Consider the following 23,210-nt stretch of genomic DNA (forward strand, 5'->3'; position numbering starts at 1 on the left):
AACCCATGCCAGATTATTGTTCTGCGTTAAAACCACTATTCAGCACGCTACGTTGATAATACCGCTTACATATAGTGAGACAGATCACACTCCGTTACGGTCTACAAGGGCTTTTAACCAATGTAAAAATAGTTAAATACCCTTTATTTACAAATGCATAGGCACTCTTTAGCACATTTTTGGATAAATAAGATTGCCATTTGACCTGTGTACCAATTCCCGATAAGTTGGAAATCCGCTGGAAGCTTTCTGGATGAGCGGCCTGCTCATCATATTTATGCAGTAATTGAGATTCCCTCTGAAGCAAGTCCTCAAACTTGTTTACCTGCGCGAAAGGATGAAAAGAGGGCGAATGCGAGGTACGCGTATGAAGCGCAAACCCCGTCGCCATGCTCTTTCTGCGCCTGTGCGCCACGGTAAAGTTCAGAGAGAAGCCCGACGAGCCTGGGGAGGTTCACTGATATGTTGTACGATAAATCCCTTGAGAAGGATAACTGTGGTTTCGGCCTGATCGCCCACATAGAAGGCGAACCTAGCCACAAGGTAGTGCGTACCGCTATTCACGCACTGGCCCGTATGCAGCACCGTGGCGCCATCCTTGCTGATGGTAAAACCGGCGACGGTTGTGGCCTGCTGCTGCAAAAACCGGATCGTTTCTTCCGTATCGTTGCGGAAGAGCGCGGCTGGCGTTTAGCCAAAAACTACGCTGTCGGTATGCTGTTCCTGAACCAGGATCCTGAAAAGGCTGCCGCTTCACGCCGCATCGTCGAAGAAGAACTTCAGCGTGAAACCCTGTCGATTGTCGGCTGGCGCGATGTGCCAACCAACGAAGGGGTGCTCGGTGAAATCGCCCTCTCCTCACTGCCTCGTATTGAGCAGATTTTTGTTAACGCGCCTGCGGGCTGGCGTCCACGCGATATGGAACGCCGCCTGTTTATCGCCCGTCGCCGCATTGAAAAACGCCTCCAGGACGATAAAGAGTTCTACGTCTGTAGCCTCTCGAACCTGGTCAACATCTATAAAGGTCTGTGTATGCCGGCTGACCTGCCGCGCTTTTACCTGGACCTGGCGGACCTGCGTCTGGAATCGGCCATTTGCCTGTTCCACCAGCGCTTCTCCACCAACACCGTTCCACGCTGGCCGCTGGCGCAGCCGTTCCGCTATCTGGCGCACAACGGCGAGATCAACACCATCACCGGTAACCGCCAGTGGGCTCGCGCCCGTACTTATAAGTTCCAGACGCCACTGATCCCTGACCTGCACGACGCTGCGCCGTTCGTGAATGAAACTGGCTCGGACTCAAGCTCCATGGACAACATGCTGGAGCTGCTGCTGGCGGGCGGGATGGACATCGTGCGCGCCATGCGTCTGCTGGTGCCACCGGCATGGCAGAACAACCCGGATATGGACCCTGAGCTGCGCGCCTTCTTCGACTTTAACTCCATGCACATGGAGCCGTGGGACGGCCCGGCGGGCATCGTTATGTCCGACGGTCGTTTTGCCGCCTGCAACCTGGACCGTAACGGTCTGCGTCCGGCGCGATACGTCATCACAAAAGACAAGCTCATCACCTGTGCCTCTGAAGTCGGTATCTGGGATTACCAGCCTGATGAAGTGGTCGAGAAAGGCCGCGTCGGTCCGGGCGAGCTGATGGTTATTGACACCCGCGGTGGGCGCATCCTGCACTCTGCCGAAACCGATCACGATCTGAAGAGCCGTCATCCATACAAAGAGTGGATGGAGAAGAACGTGCGTCGTCTGGTGCCGTTTGAAGATTTGTCGGACGAAGAAGTGGGCAGCCGCGAGCTGGACGACGATACGCTCGCAAGTTTCCAGAAACAGTTTAACTACAGCGCGGAAGAGCTGGACTCGGTTATCCGTGTGCTCGGTGAAAACGGCCAGGAAGCAGTCGGCTCCATGGGTGACGATACCCCATTTGCCGTGCTCTCCAGCCAGCCACGCATCATTTATGACTACTTCCGCCAGCAGTTCGCGCAGGTTACTAACCCGCCAATCGATCCGCTGCGTGAAGCCCACGTGATGTCCCTGGCCACCAGCATCGGTCGCGAGATGAACGTCTTCTGCGAAGCCGAAGGCCAGGCGCACCGTCTGACCTTTAAATCGCCGATCCTGCTGTACTCCGACTTCAAACAGCTCACCACCATGACCGAGGAGCACTACCGCGCCGACACGCTCGACATTACGTTTGACGTGAACGACGCGAGCCTCGAAGAGACGGTGAATGTGCTGTGTGACAAAGCCGAACAGATGGTGCGTAACGGTACCGTTCTGCTGGTGCTGTCTGACCGCAATATCGCGAAAAACCGTCTGCCGGTGCCTGCGCCAATGGCGGTGGGTGCTATCCAGACGCGTCTGGTGGATAAGAGCCTGCGCTGCGATGCCAACATCATTGTTGAAACCGCCAGCGCCCGCGACCCGCACCACTTTGCCGTGCTGTTAGGCTTTGGCGCGACGGCGATCTACCCGTACCTGGCCTACGAAACGCTGGCCCGTCTGGTGGATACCCGCGCGATCGACAAAGATTACCGTACTGTGATGCTGAACTACCGTAACGGCATCAACAAAGGCCTGTACAAGATTATGTCCAAAATGGGCATCTCGACCATTGCCTCTTATCGCTGTTCGAAGCTCTTTGAAGCGGTCGGCCTGCATGATGACGTGGCAAATCTCTGCTTCCAGGGCGTGGTTAGCCGTATCGGTGGAGCCGGTTTTGCTGACTTCCAGCAGGATCTGGTGAACCTGTCCAAACGTGCCTGGCTGGCACGTAAGCCGCTGGATCAGGGCGGTCTGCTGAAATACGTTCACGGTGGTGAATACCACGCCTATAACCCGGACGTGGTGCGCACGCTGCAGCAGGCGGTGCAGAGCGGTGAATACAGCGATTATCGGCAGTATGCTGAGCTGGTGAACAACCGTCCGGCGGCGACGCTGCGCGATCTCATTGCCCTAAATCCGGGTGATGAAGCGGTCAGCATTGACGACGTTGAGCCTGCTTCCGAGCTGTTCAAACGCTTCGACACCGCGGCAATGTCCATCGGCGCACTGAGCCCGGAAGCCCACGAGGCGCTGGCCGAAGCCATGAACAGCATCGGCGGTAACTCCAACTCCGGTGAAGGCGGTGAAGATCCGGCGCGTTACGGCACCAATAAAGTGTCCCGTATCAAGCAGGTAGCATCCGGTCGTTTTGGCGTGACGCCTGCGTACCTGGTCAACGCCGACGTGATTCAGATTAAAGTCGCTCAGGGTGCGAAACCGGGCGAAGGCGGTCAACTGCCGGGGGATAAAGTTACCCCGTACATCGCCAAACTGCGCTACTCGGTGCCGGGCGTGACGCTGATCTCCCCGCCACCGCACCACGATATCTACTCTATCGAGGACTTAGCGCAGCTGATTTTCGACCTGAAACAGGTCAACCCGAAAGCGATGATCTCCGTGAAGCTGGTTTCCGAACCGGGCGTGGGCACCATCGCCACCGGCGTGGCGAAAGCTTATGCGGATCTCATTACCATCGCCGGCTACGACGGTGGTACCGGTGCAAGCCCGCTCTCCTCCGTGAAATACGCGGGCTGTCCGTGGGAGCTGGGCCTGGTGGAAACCCAGCAGGCGCTGGTGGCGAACGGTCTGCGTCATAAGATCCGACTTCAGGTGGACGGTGGCCTGAAAACTGGCCTCGACATCATCAAAGCCGCGATCCTCGGTGCGGAAAGCTTCGGCTTCGGTACAGGCCCAATGGTGGCGCTCGGCTGTAAATACCTGCGTATTTGCCACCTGAACAACTGCGCAACCGGTGTGGCGACCCAGGATGAGAAGCTGCGTAAGAACCACTATCACGGGCTGCCGTTCAAAGTGACCAACTACTTTGACTTCATCGCCCGGGAAACCCGCGAGCTGATGGCGCAGCTGGGCGTGAAGCGTCTGGTGGATCTGATTGGCCGTACCGACCTGCTGAAAGAGCTGGAAGGCTTCACGGCGAAGCAGCAGAAGCTGGAGCTCAGCAAGCTGCTGGAAACCGCGCAGCCACACCCAGGCAAAGCGGTGTACTGCACCGAGAACAACCCACCGTTTGACAATGGCGTGTTGAATGCGCAGCTGTTGCAGCAGGCGAAACCGTATGTGGACGAGAAGCAGAGCAAGACGTTCTGGTTTGATATCCGCAACACCGACCGTTCCGTGGGCGCGTCGCTCTCCGGTTATATCGCGCAAACGCACGGTGACCAGGGGCTGGCAGCGGATCCGATTACCGCGCACTTCAGCGGCACTGCGGGTCAGAGCTTCGGGGTGTGGAACGCAGGCGGCGTTGAGCTGTACCTGACCGGTGACGCCAACGACTACGTCGGTAAAGGCATGGCGGGTGGTCTGCTGGCAGTGCGCCCTCCGGTCGGCTCTGCCTTCCGCAGCCACGAAGCGAGCATCATCGGTAACACCTGTCTGTACGGCGCGACCGGCGGTCGTCTGTTCGCCGCGGGCCGTGCGGGTGAGCGTTTTGCGGTGCGTAACTCCGGTGCCATCACCGTGGTGGAAGGCATTGGCGATAACGGTTGTGAATACATGACGGGCGGGATTGTTTGCGTTCTGGGTAAAACCGGCGTGAACTTTGGCGCAGGCATGACGGGCGGTTTTGCCTACGTCCTGGATGAAGACGGTGAGTTCCGCAAACGCGTGAACCCGGAACTGGTGGAAGTGCTGGACGTTGATACGCTGGCTATCCATGAAGAACACCTGCGCGGTTTGATTACCGAACACGTGCAGCATACCGGTTCTTCGCGCGGCGAAGAGATCCTGGCGAACTGGCCGGCGTTCTCAGCGAAATTTGCGCTGGTTAAACCGAAGTCCAGCGATGTTAAAGCCCTGTTGGGTCACCGTAGTCGTAGCGCAGCAGAGCTGCGCGTGCAGGCGCAGTAAGGAATTCAGATGAGCCAGAACGTATACCAGTTTATCGACCTGCAGCGTGTTGATCCGCCAAAGAAACCGCTGAAGATCCGTAAAATTGAATTTGTTGAGATTTACGAGCCGTTCTCAGAAGGCCAGGCCAAAGCGCAGGCAGACCGCTGCCTGTCCTGCGGTAACCCTTATTGCGAATGGAAATGCCCGGTCCATAACTACATCCCGAACTGGCTGAAGCTGGCCAACGAAGGGCGTATTTTTGAAGCCGCCGAACTCTCACACCAGACCAACACCCTGCCGGAAGTGTGCGGCCGTGTGTGTCCTCAGGACCGCCTGTGTGAAGGCTCCTGTACCCTGAACGACGAGTTTGGTGCGGTGACCATCGGTAACATTGAGCGCTACATCAATGATAAAGCGTTCGAGATGGGCTGGCGTCCGGATATGACCGGCGTGAAGCAAACCGATAAGCGCGTGGCGATCATCGGTGCGGGCCCGGCGGGCCTGGCCTGTGCGGACGTGCTGACCCGCAACGGCGTGAAGGCGGTGGTCTTTGACCGTCATCCGGAAATCGGTGGTCTGCTGACCTTTGGTATTCCGGCCTTTAAGCTGGAAAAAGAGGTCATGACCCGTCGCCGTGAAATCTTCACCGGCATGGGTATTGAGTTCAAACTGAATGTGGAAGTGGGCCGCGACGTGCAGCTCGACGATCTGCTGAAGGATTACGACGCGGTGTTCCTCGGCGTTGGCACCTATCAGTCCATGCGCGGCGGTCTGGAGAACGAAGACGCTCCGGGCGTTTATGATGCCCTGCCGTTCCTGATTGCCAATACCAAGCAGATTATGGGCTACGGCGAAACCGCCGACGAGCCGTTCGTCAGCATGGAAGGCAAACGCGTGGTGGTGCTGGGCGGCGGTGATACCGCGATGGACTGCGTGCGTACCTCTATTCGTCAGAATGCGGCGCACGTCATCTGCGCCTACCGCCGTGACGAAGAGAACATGCCGGGCTCTAAACGCGAAGTGAAAAATGCGCGTGAAGAGGGCGTGGAATTCCAGTTCAATATCCAGCCTCTGGGTATTGAAGTGAATGCTAACGGCAAAGTTAGCGGCGTGAAGATGGCGCGCACGGAGATGGGTGCGCCGGATGCGAAAGGCCGTCGTCGTGCAGAGATTGTCGCAGGCTCTGAGCATGTGATCCCGGCTGATGCCGTGGTGATGGCGTTCGGTTTCCGTCCTCACAGCATGGAGTGGCTGGCGAAGCACAGCGTTGAGCTTGACTCTCAGGGTCGTATTATCGCCCCTGAAGGCAGCGATAACGCTTTCCAGACCAGCAACCCAAAAATCTTCGCGGGTGGCGATATCGTTCGTGGTTCTGACCTGGTGGTGACAGCCATTGCCGAAGGGCGTAAAGCGGCCGACGGGATTATGAACTACCTGGAAGTGTAAGAAAAAAGCCGGAGGGTATTTACCCTCCGGCTTTTTTTATGCGGTTTACAGCCATTGATTATCACCCTACCCCGCATGCAGCTCCGCTTTTAAGGAGTGCCGCGAAGAGAAAGGTTACTTCGTCAATAAACTCCAGGACAAATCACTTTCCAGCGTAGTTTGATCTGTCAGATGGCTGAACGCGCTATCGTTGAGAACCGGCGAGAGCGTTACGTTGAAACTCATCTGCTGGCCGGAAGGAACCTGGTTATTCTCAAGCGCAATCACCGCCTCGTTATTACGCAGGTAGAGAGGTGTCGGCGTACCGTTTTCAGGCGTAAAATTTAGCTGATCAACTGTTTTACCCACACTGTAACTTTTGCCATCAACGGTCATGTTGTCAATTTTGACCGCGACACCACCGGACTGCCCAAAAAGAAACCGCCCCTTATCTCCAGCTGTACCGCGCAGTAACACCGCCATCTGCTGAGTCTGAGGACAGAAAACGTTGACCGTGATGTCACGATCGGCCATTTTGTGCCAGTCCTGTTGCGTCGTTTCGATCGTATCCCGACGCATCTCGTGATAATCCACCACCGGCTGTGAGAGGCTGATCTGGCAGTCTTCAGCATGGGTTACCCCTGTCATACCGAGCATCAGCAAGGCAACTAAGCCCGATAAGTGTCGACTGTTCATCTGCAGACTCCGTTCACTTCTTCGTAGAAGGCATTTTCGTCACGCTTATCAGCCAGAGTGTAATCAATCTTACACAGTCGGTTATTGTTACCGTCTAGCGCGTAGAGGGCGCTCAGCTGATCGGCATCGTTAATAAAGACGTGGCCATCATCAACCGTGGTCACGATATAGTTACCTTTCTCATCAACAATCGAGATCCCTTTATTCAGGGGCTGACCGTTAGCCTGCTTTACGCTCAGCATGACGCGGCGGCTGTTGAGTACTTTGAAATCAATCTCGCTGACCGAAGCATGGCCTGCGGCGATATATTTCGTGCCGTTAGCAAGCGTCATACTCTGCGGCAGCTTGTTAGCATCAATTTCTATGCGGGAGTTATGCCATTCGTTGAGAGAAGGCACCACGGCCTGGCCCCATGGATCGGTCCAGACGGTGCCTTGCGGAGTGGAAATTTCAACGCCGCTCTTCTTCTCGCTCAGTCTGGCAATCGCGAAGGTATCCTGAATCGAATACGGCGAGAAAGTCACGCCCTCTTTATGCATGGCCACGCCACCCGACAATGTCGCACTGTAGTTCCGCTGATTATCACCACTGGTTCCGCCCCCCACGCTTAGCTGCGTATAGTGGAGGTTAGTGTTGATGTTGCCATTGAAGCTGTTGTCTTTGGTATCCTGATCGCGATCGGCTGAGATGTAATAGTGCGTATTGTCTCCCAGCGAGCCGCTGTTAGACACGCCATAGGTGGTGCTATCACCCTGTTTACGCATATAGGAGCTGATCGACTGACTGCCACCGAGCGGGATGCTCACGTTGACGTAGAACATCTCATTGTCCTGATCGTCATCGACATTACCGACCGCACTTTGCCAGTTCATGGACACTGACGCGTACGAAAAGGTCTTGCCCCAGGACAGCAGGAGATAACGTGAGTCATCCCTACCACCATTGGTCTGGTTGTAGTTGAACCCTGCGCTAAACACACCCGCCAGAGGGGAGGAGAAACGAACGTTGCCGGAATAGGTATTGTCATATCCCTGATAATCGTCATCCATTGCGTCAGCCATTTCGCGGTACTCGCCGCTGTAATGCGTCGCACTGCCTGAAAGACCGACATACTCGTTCAGGATATAATCACTTTGCAGATCGGTTTTTACTCCGCTGCTGCTGTCACCAAAGCTCGCACTGCTGACTGCTGCGCCCGTTGAAAGAGTCCAGTCATCGTTTATCAGGAACTCTGTTCTGCCGCCTGCTGCCTGGTATTTTTCCGCAGCTGCACCAGAAGCCAGGAGATTCATCCACGGTGAGATGCGCCAGCCGTCAGAAATGTTCATTACCAGCGGATCGCTATATTCGCTTTCGATGCTGCGCACCTGACCTACAGAAAGGGTCAGCCCCTGTGGGCGTGAAAGGTTGCGCGCCCTTACCTGAGACGCCGGGACAATAAACCGGTTAGTCGCACCATCGGACTCTACCACCGAGACGTCCAGATCCACATTGTTGCGAACCACGGGCACGTCATCCAGCGTGAAGGGGCCAGCAGGCACAAGGGTACTGAAGACCAACTGCCCGTTCTGGCGGACTTCTACACGTGCCTGGGAAGACTGGGCGATACCGGAAACACTCACGCCAGAGCTTGTTTTCGCCAGGCCGCTGGTCGGCATAAACTGCACGCCGGTAATCGGCACGCCGCTCAACACGTTGGACATGGCGTTGATTTCACCCACCTGCATCGTCATCTTCTGCGCGGCAAATACATGTTCTGCATAGGTGTAAATGCTTTCAGCATTTCGGCTACCGTTGTCATCCGTCAGGATATAACGGCTGCGCAGCGCCCAGTCCATCGTGTTGAATCCGGCTTCCAGGCTGGCCTGAGAGTAGCGGCTAGTGTCGTTGTCACCATAGTCGTTATGGGTACTGAACAATGAATAGTTCAGCTGCGCCGCCGTTCCGCCATGCTGAAAGTTTTTGATATCTGCTGACAGACTGTTCACCGCTTCAGCTGGCAGATAGAGTTCAACGGCTTCCTGGTTAGGCAAAGCGTTGATGATGGCTTTAGGATAGTTATCACGAATATCGTGACACGCCTCATCAGACTTTATTGGCACAGGCATCAGCCCGGCAAACTCCATGAGATCGTTGTCAAAGCAAAGCACGCCATCTTTGTTGAAACGAACTGCAGCCATTCCTCGCTCTTTCCCATTGACCTTCACCGAAACGGAGTGGGTTCCGGGTAAAAATCGCGGTGCTTCAGCGAAGTAATGGTTGAGATCTGTATTCAACCCCAGCGTTTGCATAATCCCCGTATCGAAGGTGACTTCCCTCGCCAGGACGGATGTCGAATCAAGTAATACCAGAGGTAATGTGCCGCAAAGAATGGCGCGGACACAAAATGCAAGGCGGCTTTGTTTAATCACCGTCATATCCCTATTTATTTAATTCCGATGTAAAGCTCGGTACCTCAACGCCATAGCGGCTGGCCGGGAAAAACTTAACGCTGCTGTCACCGCTGACTTTCTTTTTCATATCAGCCGTTAGCGTTTCGCCAGGAAGAATGTAGGTTTTGGACAGAGTGGCACTCACACCTGAAGGCAGCAGCATTACGTTCTGCCCAAGACGGACCACATATTTGCTAGGGTTTTTCACGGTGACAGACGCGCCGTTTGAAGACCACTTAAGGAACTTCCAGGCATCAGTAACCACTCCCAGAGATGCCGGACGAATAAGCACGGGGATATCCTGGCGAATGTTTATACCGATCTTGATTTTTTTATCATCGTTTTTAGGTGGAATACCGTCGAACGTGACGCGTTTATAATGCTCAACGTCCAACGGTTGTTTATTCTGAAGAATAAAGCGCAACTGCTGCGTCTGACCTGGCTCAAGACGTACCACTGGCTGCGTCGCAATAAGCTTAAGACCGGTATCATCCGGCAGATCAACGACATTTGTATATAAAAGTGAAGGGTGCGAGTCGGTATTCTTGACGTTTATCGTTCCACTGTGCGTCGCTTCATCAATGATTAACAGACTGGTTTCAGGCACCATGCCTTCTGCATGTACAGCAACACTGGCAGACAATAATGTGGCAGTAATAAGTGTATTAATTAAAGTGGATTTTAAACCTTGCATAATAATATCTCCTTGAAAGCAACAACAGAACAGTCCATGTTTATCGCGCCGTTAAAAAGAGAGTAAATGCAGCGCATTTACTCTCCGGTAATTAAATAACATTTACTCGATTAAAAAGTCTTACAGATAACGCAGACTGATTGTTACCTGACCGTCAAGCTGGGTGTCATCAGTGATCGCCAGCGTGGTGGTATCCTGGATCGCCAGGGAGGTTACCAGTGGGAAGGTTGCAGTTTCGAACGCCAGAGGAGCCAAAGAGCCAACAGTCGCAACGGTGAAATCACGATAGTTGTCGCCCTGAGTAGAACCGTTGCTGCTCTTAGTCCATACACCTGCAGAGCCCTGCTGGTAAATTGGATCAACAGTAGCACCATCAGCCACTACGCTGTCAGTTTTAACAAACATTGAATAAGAACCGATGCTTACTGGTGTTGCACCTGCAGTTTTACCGACACCATAAAGCTGGCTTTCAGAAGTCTGAGAATCCCCACCAAACATGCCATTCTCAACTTCGAGTTTCGCGTTTGAATCTTTGCGATCGTCAACCATGTTCCAGGAGACTTTCGTTGCCGCGGTGCAATTAATGGTCAGGTCGATATTTTTCTGACCCAGCTGGTTAACCGCTGTAGCACTCAAATTGCCCAGATTAATTGTACCGTAGTCAACGGTACCACCATTACTTAATGTTGGCGTACATGCTGCATTTGTCAGCGTACCCTTAACCTTCAGAACAGCGGTAGGGTTAGCAGCAAATGCTGATGTTACACACAGAGAAAGGGCGGTAGCGAGTAATACTTTTTTCACTTGTTAATCCTTAACATACGAGAAATTGCAATATTAAATCACGTAATGGTAAATGCCTTTACCGATTACTGATTGTAGTCATGCTTGTCAGCATGCGCCCATAATATTATTTTTATAAATACATGCAATTTAGCAAAATTAATTTTGATATTAAGAATATCAAAAAAATGATTATTTCCTTAATTTATTAAGGAATTACTCGTTTAAAAAGGAGATTAACATCAAAAAAATAATATTACCCAAAATTTACCTTTACTTTTATCACTGTTTTGATATTGGCTTAAATCACAATAATTCACAGGAATTATAAATCCATTTAATTATTAACCAAGTGATGAAGAATCAAGAGGTATAAACAATGCTTGTTTATACCTATCGTCACGATTATTTGAAATAAGAATAAAAAAAAGCCAGTGATATCACTGGCTTTTAATAAACAGGCCGCAAGCGGATTTATTTCACTACGCGTAGTGCTGGACGACCACCGCGCGGCGGCGGTGTGTCATCAGGATCGTCGTCGTCGTGATGGTCGGGCTTATCGCCGTCGATCACCGACATGACCGTTTCACCTTCAGCGCCAGCTTCTTCATCGTCATTGACGTGAATTGCGTCTTCATCATACGCCGCTTCCGGCTCAAACATGGTGCCTGCACCGTTTTCACGCGCATAAATCGCCAGCACCGCAGCCAGCGGCACAGAAACCTGACGCGGTACACCGCCGAAACGCGCGTTAAAGCGCACTTCGTCGTTGGCCAGTTCGAGGTTACCCACCGCGCGTGGCGCGATGTTCAGTACGATTTGTCCGTCGCGTGCATATTCCATTGGAACCAGCACGCCCGGCAACGTCACATCCACAACCAGGTGCGGCGTGAGCTGGTTATCCAGCAGCCATTCATAGAAGGCGCGCAGCAGATACGGACGGCGTGGGGTCAGTTGTGACATTTCCACAGTCATTAGCCTCGGCCGAGACGCATTTCACGTTCCGGTTCAGTTAAAGATGCCAGGAAAGAGTCGCGCTCAAATACGCGGGTCATATAGCCCTTCAGCTCTTTCGCGCCAGGACCGCTGAACTCTACGCCCAGGGTTGGCAAACGCCACAGCAGCGGCGCCAGGTAGCAATCCACCAGGCTGAACTCATCGCTCAGGAAGAAGGGTTTTTGACCAAATACAGGGGCAATGGCCAGCAGCTCTTCGCGCAGTTGCTTACGCGCTGCATCGGCTTCAGAAGCGGAACCGCTGGTGATGACGTTCATCAGCGAGTACCAGTCTTTTTCGATACGCTGCATGTACAGGCGGCTTTCACCACGCGCAACAGGGTAAACAGGCATCAGCGGCGGATGCGGGAAACGCTCATCCAGGTATTCCATAATGATACGGGATTCCCACAGGGTCAGCTCGCGATCCACCAGCGTCGGTACGCTTTGGCTCGGGTTGAGATCGATCAGATCCTGAGGCGGGTTATCCTTTTCCACATGCTCGATCTCAAAACTGACACCTTTCTCGGCCAGCACGATACGAACCTGATGGCTATAAATGTCAGTAGGACCAGAAAACAGCGTCATTACCGAACGTTTGTTGGCAGCGACAGCCATGAAAACCTCCAGGTATATTCAGAATTTTTACTGCTACCGGCCCAACAGGGGCCAGCCAGATGTTGTATCGCCCATCCCAGAGAAGACACATTGTTCAGGAATCGAACAAAAATCGAGTATTCACCGACATTTGGGCAGAAAATTGGATGATAGTTTACCAGATTTTGATGGCTTTGTGGTGAGGGGATTCTGGAAAAGAGGAAAAAGAGAAGATATATGCATGGATATTGTGGATAACCTGCGCATTATCCATAAAAAAACCCGCCGAAGCGGGTTTTTCGCCAATCGTTCTGCGTAAGCAGAATGGATTAACGTTTGGAGAACTGTGGACGACGACGTGCTTTACGCAGACCCACTTTCTTACGTTCAACCTGACGAGCGTCACGAGTAACGAAGCCAGCTTTACGCAGTTCAGAACGCAGGGATTCGTCGTACTCCATCAGAGCGCGGGTGATACCGTGACGGATCGCACCTGCCTGACCGGAGATACCACCACCTTTAACGGTGATGTACAGATCCAGTTTTTCTACCATGTCAACCAGTTCCAGCGGCTGGCGAACTACCATGCGGGCAGTTTCGCGACCGAAGTATTGTTCCAGAGAACGCTGGTTGATTACGATTTTACCACTGCCCGGTTTGATGAAAACGCGAGCTGCGGAACTTTTGCGGCGACCAGTGCCGTAGTATTGATTTTCAGCCATTGCCTATAATCCCGATTAGATGTCAAGAACTTGCGGTTGCTGTGCCGCGTGGTTGTGCTCGTTGCCTGCGTAAACTTTCAGTTTACGGAACATAGCACGACCCAGCGGGCCTTTTGGCAGCATGCCTTTAACCGCGATTTCAATCACACGCTCAGGACGGCGAGCAATCATCTCTTCAAAGGTCGCTTCTTTGATACCACCGATGTGGCCGGTGTGGTGGTAGTACATTTTGTCAGTACGCTTGTTGCCGGTTACAGCAACTTTATCAGCGTTCAGAACGATGATGTAATCACCGGTATCAACGTGCGGAGTGTATTCCGCTTTATGCTTACCGCGCAGGCGACGAGCCAGTTCAGTAGCCAGACGGCCCAGAGTTTTACCGGTCGCGTCAACAACATACCAGTCGCGCTGTACGGTTTCTGGTTTAGCTGTAAAAGTTTTCATTAAAAGCTTACCCAAATAATAAGTTACACGTTGGTGAACACCCAAACGTTTAGTCAGTTGAGGTTCACACGACAAAGTCCGGCAAACCTACCCCTTCGAATAGCACATGCCGACACATAGAAAGTTTCGGGAAAAAAACCTTCTCGTAACGTGGGGTCGCAAGATTATAGAGAAGTTGAGGTCAAAGATCGACCCTTAAATGTGATTTGGAATGGGTTTTTCGGGGTTAAGTATTGTGTGGTCTGGTGCCCTCACCCCCGGCCCCTCTCCCACAGGGAGAGAGGAGCATTTACCTCCCCCCCGGCCCCTCTCCACGGGAGAGGGTGGCATTTATGGCATATGCTCCCGCTTCAGGTATTCCTCGCTCTGCATCTCCTGCAGGCGCGACAGGCAGCGCTGGAACTCAAACTTAAGCCGCTCGCCCTGGTAGATCTCATATAAAGGTACCTCGGCGCTGACCACCAGCTTAACGTGGCGCTCATAAAACTCGTCCACCAGGGCAATGAAGCGTCGCGCTTCACTTTCCATCAGTTTCGTCATCACCGGCACATCCAGTACCATCACGGTGTGGAAGAGACGCGAAAGCGCAATATAGTCGTGCTGACTACGGGCATCCACGCAGAGCGTCGTAAAGGAGACCGCCAGCGTTTGGTTTTCGACGCCGAGCGTTGGCAACGGGCGATGGTTTATCTCCAGCGTCGGTGCATGTTCACGTTTTGTGCCCGCCAGCGCCAGCCACAGTTTATCCATCTCGCGGGTAGTCTCCGCATTGAGCGGTGAAAGCCACAAATGGGCCTGGGTCAGCGTGCGTAACCGGTAATCCACCCCGGCATCCACGTTCATGATGTCGCAGTGTTGCTTGATAGCATCAATAGCGGGCAAGAAGCGCGCCCGTTGCAGGCCGTTGCGATAGAGCTCGTCCGGCGGAATATTCGAAGTCGCCACCAGCGTGATCCCTCGGGCGAACAGGGCTTTCATCAGGCCGCCTAGCAGCATGGCGTCGGTGATGTCAGACACAAAAAACTCATCGAAGCAGAGCACGTCTGTTTCCGCCTTGAATCTGTCGGCCACAATCTCCAGCGGATCGCTTTTGCCCTGCAGCGCGGTCAGTTCCTCATGCACCCGCAGCATAAAACGGTGAAAGTGCAGACGCTGCTTACGTGCGCCAGGCAGGCTGAGATAGAACAGGTCCATCAGCCAGGTTTTTCCGCGCCCGACCCCGCCCCACATATATAAACCACGCACCGGAGCCTGAATCTGTGGCGTTTTTTTACCGAGCAATCGTCCAAATGCCGCTTTTAGCCCACTGCTCTGATCAACGTCAGCGGGTTTTGCCGTGAGTTCCTGATAAATCATCTCCAGGCGGTTTACCGCCTCACGTTGAACATCATCTGGTTGGTGCGTGCCCTCGTTAAGGGCCTGTTGATATCGCGACGCAGGGGACAGGTTTTGCATAATCTTATTGTTATTCCTTCAATTAACGCTCACCAGCAGGCGTGACTGATGAAAAAAAGGCCGTTCTACACTACGCGATGATACGTCAGGATTCCACTTCTGCGGAAATAGCGGTTATAGTGGCATTATCAGGCACAGGCAGGAGCCGAGCCAACACCCTACGGAACAACAAGACAACGGGAGAAGTTCATGACCTGGGAATATGCGCTAATCGGTTTAGTCGTCGGCATCGTGATCGGTGCTGTGGCCATGCGTTTCGGTAACCGCAAATTGCGTCAGCAGCAGTCACTGCAGTACGAACTGGAAAAGAACAAAGCAGAGCTGGAAGAGTATCGCGAAGAGCTGGTTAGCCACTTTGCCCGTAGCGCTGAGCTGCTGGACAATATGGCAACCGACTACCGTCAGCTGTATCAGCATATGGCGAAGAGCTCCAGCAGCCTGCTGCCGGAAATGACCGCGGAAACGAACCCGTTCCGCAACCGTCTGGCAGACTCGGAAGCCGGTAACGATCAGGCTCCGGTTCAGATGCCTCGTGACTATTCTGACGGCGCATCCGGTCTGCTACGCGGTGGCGCAAAACGCGATTAATCGCACAACCTGAATATATTTTACGGGCGCATCCCTTGCGCCCGTCCTTTCTTCCCGTCCCCAGCTATTATTTAGTCAAACGCCTCATTGTTCAGCGGTAGAAAATTCAATAACATCATCATGATTTTGGGCCGTTCTTCTTTCATTCCAGGATACGAGAGTCAGCATCAATGAAGAAAAAAAACCAGCTGTTGAGCGCTTTAGCGTTAAGTGTCGGGTTATCCCTCTCGGCGTCCTTCCCTGCCAGTGCGGCGTTGCCCTCACAGGTACCGGGACAAGCAGCCATTCCAAGCCTCGCGCCGATGCTGGAAAAAGTGTTGCCTGCGGTTGTCAGCGTGCAGGTTGAAGGCACAGCAGTACAAAGCCAGCGCGTACCGGAAGAACTGAAAAAATATTTTGGTGATGAGGGCCCTGACCAGCAGGCACAACCCTTTGAAGGTCTGGGTTCCGGCGTCATTATTGATGCGGCCAAAGGCTATATCCTGACCAACAATCATGTCATCAGCCAGGCCGATAAAATCAGCGTACAGCTGAACGATGGTCGCGAATTTGACGCCAAACTGATTGGCGGCGATGACCAGAGTGACATCGCACTGCTGCAGGTACAAAACCCGAGCAACCTGACCCAGATTGCCATTGCGGATTCCGACAAACTCCGCGTCGGTGATTTTGCCGTTGCCGTGGGCAACCCCTTTGGTTTAGGACAAACCGCCACCTCCGGCATTATCTCTGCGCTGGGACGTAGCGGCCTGAATCTGGAAGGTCTGGAAAACTTTATCCAGACCGATGCCTCGATCAACCGCGGGAACTCCGGCGGGGCGTTGCTCAACCTTAACGGTGAGCTGATTGGGATTAACACAGCGATACTGGCGCCGGGCGGCGGCAGTATCGGGATCGGCTTTGCTATCCCGAGCAATATGGCCAAAACGCTGGCACAGCAGCTTATCCAGTTTGGCGAAGTCAAACGCGGGCTGTTGGGTATCAAAGGCATGGAGATGAGTGCGGATATTGCGAAGGCGTTCAATATTAACGTGCAGCGTGGTGCTTTTGTCAGCGAAGTGCTGCCAAACTCCGGCTCGGCAAAAGCAGGCATCAAATCAGGCGATGTAATCGTCAGCCTCAACGATAAGCCATTGAGCAGCTTTGCTGAATTGCGCTCGCGTATTGCCACGACTGAGCCCGGTGCGAAGGTGAAACTCGGTCTGATCCGTGACGGTAAGCCGTTGAACGTCGAAGTGACACTGGATAAGAGTACCTCGTCATCGGCCAGCGCGGAGCTTATCGCCCCTGCGCTGCAAGGGGCGACGTTGAGCGACGGACAACTGAAAGACGGTACGAAAGGCATTCGCATCGACACCGTTGAGAAGAGCAGCCCTGCCGCGCAGGCCGGATTGCATCAGGAAGACGTCATCATTGGCGTAAACCGTAATCGCGTGCAATCCATCGCTGAACTTCGCAAAGTGCTGGAGAGCAAGCCGGCGGTCATTGCCCTGCAGGTGATGCGCGGCAATGAGTCCATCTACATTCTGTTGCGCTAAGCATTTGCTATCCCGGACATCACCGCTGCGTGTGATGTCCGGATAACTCATGTTATGCTGCAAATCGTTCCTTTTATCACGACACGCGCATCATGCTTTCAAAGCTCTTACGTTCCATTGTTATCGGTTTGATTGTCGCTGGCCTGCTGCTGCTGGCGATGCCGTCTTTGCGTCAGTTCAATAAACTGTCCGCTCCCCAGTTCGACAGCGCGGATGAAACGCCAGCAACCTATAACACGGCCGTTCGCCGTGCCGCCCCTGCCGTGGTTAACGTTTATAACCGCGGCCTCAATAGCTCGGCCCATAACCAGCTTGAGATCCGCACGCTGGGCTCCGGGGTGATTATGGACGAGCGCGGCTACATTATTACCAACAAACATGTGATCAACGATGCCGACCAAATCATCGTTGCCCTGCAGGATGGCCGCGTGTTTGAAGCATTGCTGGTGGGTTCTGACAGCCTGACCGACCTTGCCGTGCTCAAAATCAATGCCACCGGGGGTTTGCCGGTCATTCCGATTAACCGCAAACGCACGCCACACATTGGCGACGTGGTCCTGGCTATTGGTAACCCTTACAACCTCGGCCAGACGATCACGCAGGGGATTATCAGCGCAACCGGTCGAATTGGCCTTAACCCGTCAGGGCGGCAGAATTTCCTGCAAACCGATGCGTCAATCAACCACGGTAACTCGGGTGGCGCGCTGGTTAACTCGCTGGGCGAACTGATGGGCATCAATACCCTCTCGTTCGATAAGAGCAACGACGGCGAGACGCCGGAGGGGATCGGCTTTGCTATTCCCTTCCAGCTGGCGACCAAGATTATGGATAAGCTGATTCGCGACGGGCGCGTCATCCGCGGCTATATCGGCATTGGTGGGCGCGAAATTGCACCGATGCATACCCAGGGCGGCGGTATCGATCAGATTCAGGGCATTGTGGTCAACGAGGTATCGCCTGGCGGTCCGGCGGCTAACGCGGGGATTCAGGTGAATGATGTCATTGTCTCGGTTAACGGCACACCGGCCGTCTCTGCCCTGGAGACGATGGACCAGGTGGCAGAAATTCGTCCGGGTTCGATCATCCCTGTTGAAGTCATGCGTAACGATAAAAAACTGACGCTGCATGTGACGGTTCAGGAATATCCGGCAACAAACTGACAGCCATAAAAAAACCGAAGCCAGTCAGTGCTTCGGTTTTTTTTTGCCGGGTGGCGCTAACGCTTACCCGGCCTACGGCAGTTGGCTCGTTTTACTTATTAACGAACTCTTCGCCCAGCGTGATATCTTTCTTCAGCGTATCCAGCATGCCTTCCATCGCGTTTTGCTCAAACGCGCTCAGCGTACCGATAGACTTACGTTCTTCAATACCATTTTTACCCAGCAGCAGGGGCTGAGAGAAGAAGCGGGCATGTTCGCCATCGCCTTCAACGTAAGCGCATTCAACAACGCCTTTTTCGCCCTGCAGAGCGCGAACCAGTGACAGACCGAAACGTGCCGCCGCCTGGCCCATAGACAGCGTTGCAGAACCGCCACCCGCCTTCGCTTCCACCACTTCGGTGCCCGCGTTCTGGATACGTTTGGTCAGGTCAGCCACTTCCTGCTCGGTAAAGCTCACGCCTGGGATCTGCGACAGCAGAGGCAGAATGGTGACACCAGAGTGACCGCCAATGACAGGCACTTCCACTTCTGTTGGCTGTTTGCCTTTCAGCTCAGCAACAAAGGTGTTGGAACGGATGATATCCAGCGTGGTCACACCGAACAGTTTGTTTTTATCGTAAACACCGGCTTTCTTCAGCACTTCTGCCGCGATAGCGACGGTCGTGTTCACTGGGTTAGTGATGATGCCGATGCACGCTTTCGGGCAGACTTCAGCGATCTGCTGCACCAGGTTTTTCACGATGCCCGCGTTGACGTTGAACAGGTCTGAACGATCCATGCCTGGCTTACGCGCCACGCCTGCAGAAATCAGCACCACGTCAGCACCCTGCAGTGCAGGACGTGCATCTTCACCGGAGAAGCCTTTGATTTTTACAGCTGTCGGGATGTGGCTCAGGTCAACCGCCACACCTGGGGTTACCGGAGCAATATCGTACAGGGAGAGTTCTGAGCCTGAAGGCAGTTGGGTTTTCAGTAGTAGGGCAAGCGCCTGGCCGATACCACCAGCAGCGCCGAGGACTGCGACTTTCATCCTAAACTCCTTATTATGGTTAACTTAAGTATCTGTAAATCCGTTGCCGCGACCTTAATTCAGCAAGTCTTTAATTACAATTTTCGAAGCTAAAGAATTTGAGGTCACGCGTCTTTATCTCTCATCAGAAGGCTATCTGACGACAGAAGGCAACGCATTAAGAGGTGGTTACAATACACCCTGCCCCGCCACCAAAACAACATCATTTTGATAACATTTAATTTACTTTTAAGCTTATTTGCGTGGCGTGACCCAGGCATGTTTTCTGATAACGAAATCTGATAAAATCACTCCCTTTCATAACATTATTTCAGCCTTGCGCTGAGTAGATAATTTGCATAAAAATTCATCCACATGCATAATAATGTTGTTTCTTTCGTCATATTCCGGGTGACTTATGCGAAGCTCGTCTAAGCAAGAAGAATTAGTAAAGGCGTTTAAAGCGCTACTCAAAGAAGAGAAATTCAGTTCTCAGGGAGAAATTGTTCAGGCGCTGCAGGAACAAGGTTTCGATAACATCAATCAGTCGAAAGTCTCCCGCATGTTAACTAAGTTTGGCGCGGTACGTACCCGTAACGCGAAGATGGAGATGGTCTATTGCCTGCCGGCTGAACTTGGCGTGCCGACCACTTCCAGCCCCCTCAAAAATCTGGTTCTGGATATCGACTATAACGACGCCGTGGTGGTGATCCACACAAGCCCTGGTGCCGCACAGCTGATTGCCCGCATGCTGGACTCGTTAGGTAAAACGGAGGGCATCCTGGGTACCATCGCAGGCGACGACACCATTTTTACCACCCCGGCCAGCGGTTTCTCCGTAAAAGATCTCCACGAAGCGATTCTGGTTCTGTTCGAACAGGAACTGTAATCCTCTCTCCCCGTAGCGCTGCTACGGGGAACATCCTGCTCCAGCCTCGTTTTCCCCTGCATTCCACTGTCTCTGGTTTTAACAAATAGTGCTTTTTACCGCCTATTAACATTCATCTGGTGAATGATAAATCAAAAAATCGCACAAAAAATCAAAAGCAGATATCCATATGATTTTCTTAGATTTAACCACACATAAAGCTCAATAATCACTCAATATTATGCATTTTGGTTATAAAAAACGGTGTATTTAACACGTAATAACACAGGAAACCATTAGTCTGGTATTAATTTTTGCCGTTATTAGTGTATACTTGATTTTGTGATGAGGGTCACGAAACAAGACCTCACTAAAAAATTCGACGAGGTAAGAATCATGAAAATCAAAACTACTGTAGCGGCGCTGAGCGTCCTGTCTGTCCTGTCCTTCGGTGCTTTCGCGGCTGACGCTATTAATGCTGACCAGGCACAATCCCGTGAAGCAATCGGTACGGTTTCGGTCGGTGCAGTCGGCACGTCGCCAATGGACATGCATGAAATGCTGAACAAAAAAGCGGAAGAAAAAGGTGCATCATCTTATCGCATCATCGAAGCGCGTTCCGGTGACCACTGGCACGCAACCGCAGAGCTGTACAAATAAGTTTTAGTTATCACTGAAGATGTAATTCTCCACTCAACGGCACCAGGCATAAAAATAGCGGTTCAACCCTTCTCGCCGTTGAGCAAAAAACCTTTTCCAGGAGTAAAGACTATGAAAACCAAATTGATCATCGCAACCCTCGGTCTGGCATCCGTTCTCTCTTTCGGCGCAAGCGCAGCCGTACAGCAAGTGAATGCCGACCAGGCACAAAATCTGCAGCGTATGGGCAGCGTATCCGTCACGTCGGTCACCGGCTCACCGATGGATATCCGTCAGGAACTTGCCGCCAAAGCTGAAAAAGCAGGCGCCAGCAGCTATCGCGTCACCGAACTGAATCAGGGTGACCACTGGCATGCCACGGCAGAACTGTATAAATAAACCCTCGTCGTATCTCATCATACGACTTGCCCCTGGCCTGATGGTCAGGGGCTTTTTTATGGCTTGCTCAGTGGCGAGCATTGAAACGCAGTTGTCCTTCCAGCTCTTCTTCCGCTTCATCGAACAGTAATATCAGCGCCCCGAAACGTCTGCGCAGCTTATCGGGCAGATGGATAAACTCTATTTCCAACGGTAGCGGCAACAGACTGCCGGTTACCACATCCCACAGCGTATCCAGATTCGTCACGCTTTGCCGTTCAAGATCAAACACCCGAGTAAATTCCCGATAGAAGTCTTCCTGACTGTCTATCTCATCAAAATCAAAGGTATAGGTTTTCATTACCAGCCACCAGTCCAGGCGAGCGGCAGATGCCGCTCCATCTATTATAATCCCCCGATATGCAGGGTTTTAACTTCCAGATACTCTTCCAGCCCCAGCACCGATCCCTCACGCCCCAGGCCGGATTCTTTTACGCCGCCAAAGGGCCCCAGCTCTGTGGAAACGGCGCACTCGTTAATCCCAATCATTCCGCTTTCAATTGCCTGTGAAACGCGGAAGACCCGCGAGAGATTCTGGGTATAGAAGTACGCCGCCAGACCATAAGGCGTGTTGTTGGCACGCTGGATGACTTCATCTTCTGAGGTGAAACGGAAGCACGCCGCGACCGGGCCAAACGTCTCCTCTTCTGCCAGCTTCATCCCTTCATGACAGTCCCCCAGTACGGTTGGCATCCAGAAATTGCCGCCAAGGGAATGAGGTTTACCGCCCGCCAGCACGGTCGCGCCACGCGCAACAGCGTCGTCAACATGTTCACGTACCTTGTCGACCGCTGCGCCTTCAATCAACGGCCCGACGACGACGCCGTCCTCAAGACCATTTCCCACCTTCAGAGCCTTCACCGCATCAGCGAGTTTATTCACGAATTTGTCGTAGACGGTTTCCTGAATATAGAAGCGGTTCACGCTTACGCACACCTGCCCGGCATTGCGAAACTTATTGGCGATCGCGCCTTTCACAGCCGCGTCGATGTCTGCATCCTCAAAGACGATGTACGGCGCATTTCCCCCCAGCTCCATCGAGACTTTTTTCATGGTTTCTGCGGCGTTACGCACCAGCGTTTTGCCAACCGATGTCGAGCCGGTGAAGGAGATTTTTCGCACGTCCCGACTGGCCATAATCGCGTCGCTGATTTCGTGCGTATTCCCGGCGACCGCGTTGAGTACCCCATCCGGTACGCCGGCCTGTTTTGCCAGCGTCAGCAGCGCAAAAGCGCTGAGCGGCGTGTTATTGGCCGGTTTGATTACCCCGGTGCATCCGGCTGCCAGCGCCGGGCCTAACTTGCGGGTGAGCATCGCCATCGGGAAGTTCCACGGCGTGATAGCCGCGACAACACCTATCGGTTCACGGGTCGCCAGAATGCGCGAGCCGGGTTTGATCGGCGGAATAATTTCACCGTTCGCACGCTTGGCCTCTTCGGCAAACCACTGGATAAAGCTGGCGGCGTACTCCACTTCACCTTCCGCTTCTTTCAGGGGCTTACCCTGTTCGGTGGTCATTAGCCGTCCGAGCCAGCTTTTATTCTCAATAATCAGTTCGTACCAGCGGTAAAGAATGGCCGAACGCTCTTTCGCGGTTTTGGCGCGCCATGCAGGGAAAGCCTGGGTGGCGGCAGCAATTGCTGCTTCGGTCTCTGCTTTGCCGGCTTTCGCGACGCGGGCGATGACTTCCCCGGTAGCCGGGTTAAGCACATCAAACGTCGTATCCAGCGGTTTCCAGAGGCCGTTAACCAGATAGCCGGTCTGAAAAAGGGTATTGTCCTGAAGCGCCTGGGTCGTCATGTGTCCTCCCTTTCTGAATGTA

General features: G+C 53.2%; 20 protein-coding genes. 8 read left to right on the forward strand and 12 right to left on the reverse strand.

Annotated features, from left to right (window positions below; all coding sequences use genetic code 11):
• Positions 1 to 462 precede the first annotated feature (462 nt).
• Together gltB and gltD are read left to right on the forward strand one after the other, a co-directional pair.
• Positions 463 to 4,923 carry a glutamate synthase large subunit gene (gene gltB / locus AAER43_RS20410; protein WP_050861528.1) on the forward strand — a complete coding sequence of 1,487 codons (4,461 nt, stop codon included), beginning with the start codon at positions 463 to 465 and terminating at the stop codon, positions 4,921 to 4,923.
• A 9-nt stretch (positions 4,924 to 4,932) separates the two neighbouring features.
• A complete protein-coding gene (gltD, locus tag AAER43_RS20415; protein ID WP_014885412.1) occupies positions 4,933 to 6,351 on the forward strand; it encodes a glutamate synthase subunit GltD in 1,419 nt (472 codons plus the stop codon).
• A gap of 114 nt (positions 6,352 to 6,465) precedes the next feature.
• Here the strand turns inward: gltD and AAER43_RS20420 are convergent, their stop codons facing one another.
• The 9 genes from AAER43_RS20420 to zapE form a co-directional block, all read right to left on the reverse strand.
• Positions 6,466 to 7,026 carry a hypothetical protein gene (locus AAER43_RS20420; RefSeq protein WP_032635417.1) on the reverse strand — a complete coding sequence of 187 codons (561 nt, stop codon included), beginning with the start codon at positions 7,024 to 7,026 and terminating at the stop codon, positions 6,466 to 6,468.
• Positions 7,023 to 9,443: a fimbrial biogenesis usher protein gene (locus tag AAER43_RS20425; protein ID WP_342702019.1), complete on the reverse strand. Its 2,421-nt coding sequence runs from the start codon at positions 9,441 to 9,443 to the stop codon at positions 7,023 to 7,025. Before AAER43_RS20425 ends, AAER43_RS20420 begins: the two co-directional genes overlap by 4 nt.
• A gap of 4 nt (positions 9,444 to 9,447) precedes the next feature.
• A complete protein-coding gene (locus AAER43_RS20430) occupies positions 9,448 to 10,152 on the reverse strand; it encodes a fimbria/pilus chaperone family protein (protein WP_014885415.1) in 705 nt (234 codons plus the stop codon).
• A gap of 120 nt (positions 10,153 to 10,272) precedes the next feature.
• Positions 10,273 to 10,956 carry a DUF1120 domain-containing protein gene (locus AAER43_RS20435; protein WP_023337863.1) on the reverse strand — a complete coding sequence of 228 codons (684 nt, stop codon included), beginning with the start codon at positions 10,954 to 10,956 and terminating at the stop codon, positions 10,273 to 10,275.
• A 453-nt stretch (positions 10,957 to 11,409) separates the two neighbouring features.
• Positions 11,410 to 11,904, reverse strand: a complete 495-nt coding sequence (sspB, locus tag AAER43_RS20440) for a ClpXP protease specificity-enhancing factor (RefSeq protein WP_014885417.1) — start codon at positions 11,902 to 11,904, stop codon at positions 11,410 to 11,412.
• A gap of 5 nt (positions 11,905 to 11,909) precedes the next feature.
• Positions 11,910 to 12,548 carry a stringent starvation protein SspA gene (gene sspA / locus AAER43_RS20445; protein WP_014885418.1) on the reverse strand — a complete coding sequence of 213 codons (639 nt, stop codon included), beginning with the start codon at positions 12,546 to 12,548 and terminating at the stop codon, positions 11,910 to 11,912.
• A 308-nt stretch (positions 12,549 to 12,856) separates the two neighbouring features.
• The gene (rpsI, locus tag AAER43_RS20450; RefSeq protein ID WP_003860436.1) at positions 12,857 to 13,249 is read right to left on the reverse strand and encodes a 30S ribosomal protein S9; all 393 of its coding nucleotides are present in this window, start codon (positions 13,247 to 13,249) and stop codon (positions 12,857 to 12,859) included.
• Between the two features lie 15 nt (positions 13,250 to 13,264).
• Positions 13,265 to 13,693: a 50S ribosomal protein L13 gene (gene rplM / locus AAER43_RS20455; protein WP_003860434.1), complete on the reverse strand. Its 429-nt coding sequence runs from the start codon at positions 13,691 to 13,693 to the stop codon at positions 13,265 to 13,267.
• Between the two features lie 330 nt (positions 13,694 to 14,023).
• A complete protein-coding gene (gene zapE, locus AAER43_RS20460; protein WP_050861532.1) occupies positions 14,024 to 15,148 on the reverse strand; it encodes a cell division protein ZapE in 1,125 nt (374 codons plus the stop codon).
• A 189-nt stretch (positions 15,149 to 15,337) separates the two neighbouring features.
• Here zapE and zapG point away from each other — a divergent pair, with 189 nt between their 5' ends.
• The 3 genes from zapG (at position 15,338) to degS (ending at position 18,434) form a co-directional block, all read left to right on the forward strand.
• A complete protein-coding gene (gene zapG, locus AAER43_RS20465) occupies positions 15,338 to 15,736 on the forward strand; it encodes a Z-ring associated protein ZapG (RefSeq protein WP_010436126.1) in 399 nt (132 codons plus the stop codon).
• Positions 15,737 to 15,906: 170 nt separating this feature from the next.
• Positions 15,907 to 17,274, forward strand: coding sequence for a serine endoprotease DegQ (gene degQ, locus AAER43_RS20470; RefSeq protein WP_023331415.1), 1,368 nt, complete (start codon positions 15,907 to 15,909; stop codon positions 17,272 to 17,274).
• 92 nt (positions 17,275 to 17,366) lie between these two features.
• Positions 17,367 to 18,434: an outer membrane-stress sensor serine endopeptidase DegS gene (gene degS, locus AAER43_RS20475; protein WP_014885421.1), complete on the forward strand. Its 1,068-nt coding sequence runs from the start codon at positions 17,367 to 17,369 to the stop codon at positions 18,432 to 18,434.
• Between the two features lie 91 nt (positions 18,435 to 18,525).
• Here the strand turns inward: degS and mdh are convergent, their stop codons facing one another.
• Positions 18,526 to 19,464 carry a malate dehydrogenase gene (gene mdh, locus AAER43_RS20480; protein ID WP_014885422.1) on the reverse strand — a complete coding sequence of 313 codons (939 nt, stop codon included), beginning with the start codon at positions 19,462 to 19,464 and terminating at the stop codon, positions 18,526 to 18,528.
• 397 nt (positions 19,465 to 19,861) lie between these two features.
• Here mdh and argR point away from each other — a divergent pair, with 397 nt between their 5' ends.
• The 3 genes from argR to yhcN (AAER43_RS20495) all read left to right on the forward strand — a co-directional run bounded on the left by argR (position 19,862) and on the right by yhcN (AAER43_RS20495) (position 21,349).
• On the forward strand, positions 19,862 to 20,332 hold the full coding sequence (argR, locus tag AAER43_RS20485; RefSeq protein WP_008502836.1) for a transcriptional regulator ArgR: 471 nt from the start codon (positions 19,862 to 19,864) through the stop codon (positions 20,330 to 20,332).
• Between the two features lie 375 nt (positions 20,333 to 20,707).
• Positions 20,708 to 20,971: a peroxide/acid stress response protein YhcN gene (gene yhcN, locus AAER43_RS20490; protein ID WP_014885423.1), complete on the forward strand. Its 264-nt coding sequence runs from the start codon at positions 20,708 to 20,710 to the stop codon at positions 20,969 to 20,971.
• 111 nt (positions 20,972 to 21,082) lie between these two features.
• Positions 21,083 to 21,349, forward strand: coding sequence for a peroxide/acid stress response protein YhcN (yhcN, locus tag AAER43_RS20495; protein WP_014885424.1), 267 nt, complete (start codon positions 21,083 to 21,085; stop codon positions 21,347 to 21,349).
• Positions 21,350 to 21,416: 67 nt separating this feature from the next.
• Here yhcN (AAER43_RS20495) and AAER43_RS20500 read toward each other — a convergent pair whose 3' ends face one another.
• Together AAER43_RS20500 and AAER43_RS20505 are read right to left on the reverse strand one after the other, a co-directional pair.
• A complete protein-coding gene (locus AAER43_RS20500; protein ID WP_014885425.1) occupies positions 21,417 to 21,689 on the reverse strand; it encodes a barstar family protein in 273 nt (90 codons plus the stop codon).
• Between the two features lie 44 nt (positions 21,690 to 21,733).
• The gene (locus tag AAER43_RS20505) at positions 21,734 to 23,188 is read right to left on the reverse strand and encodes an NAD-dependent succinate-semialdehyde dehydrogenase (protein WP_014885426.1); all 1,455 of its coding nucleotides are present in this window, start codon (positions 23,186 to 23,188) and stop codon (positions 21,734 to 21,736) included.
• Positions 23,189 to 23,210 lie beyond the last annotated feature (22 nt).

This window comes from Enterobacter sp. FUJ80071 (assembly GCF_038739915.1).
Taxonomy (GTDB): Bacteria; Pseudomonadota; Gammaproteobacteria; order Enterobacterales; family Enterobacteriaceae; genus Enterobacter; species Enterobacter kobei.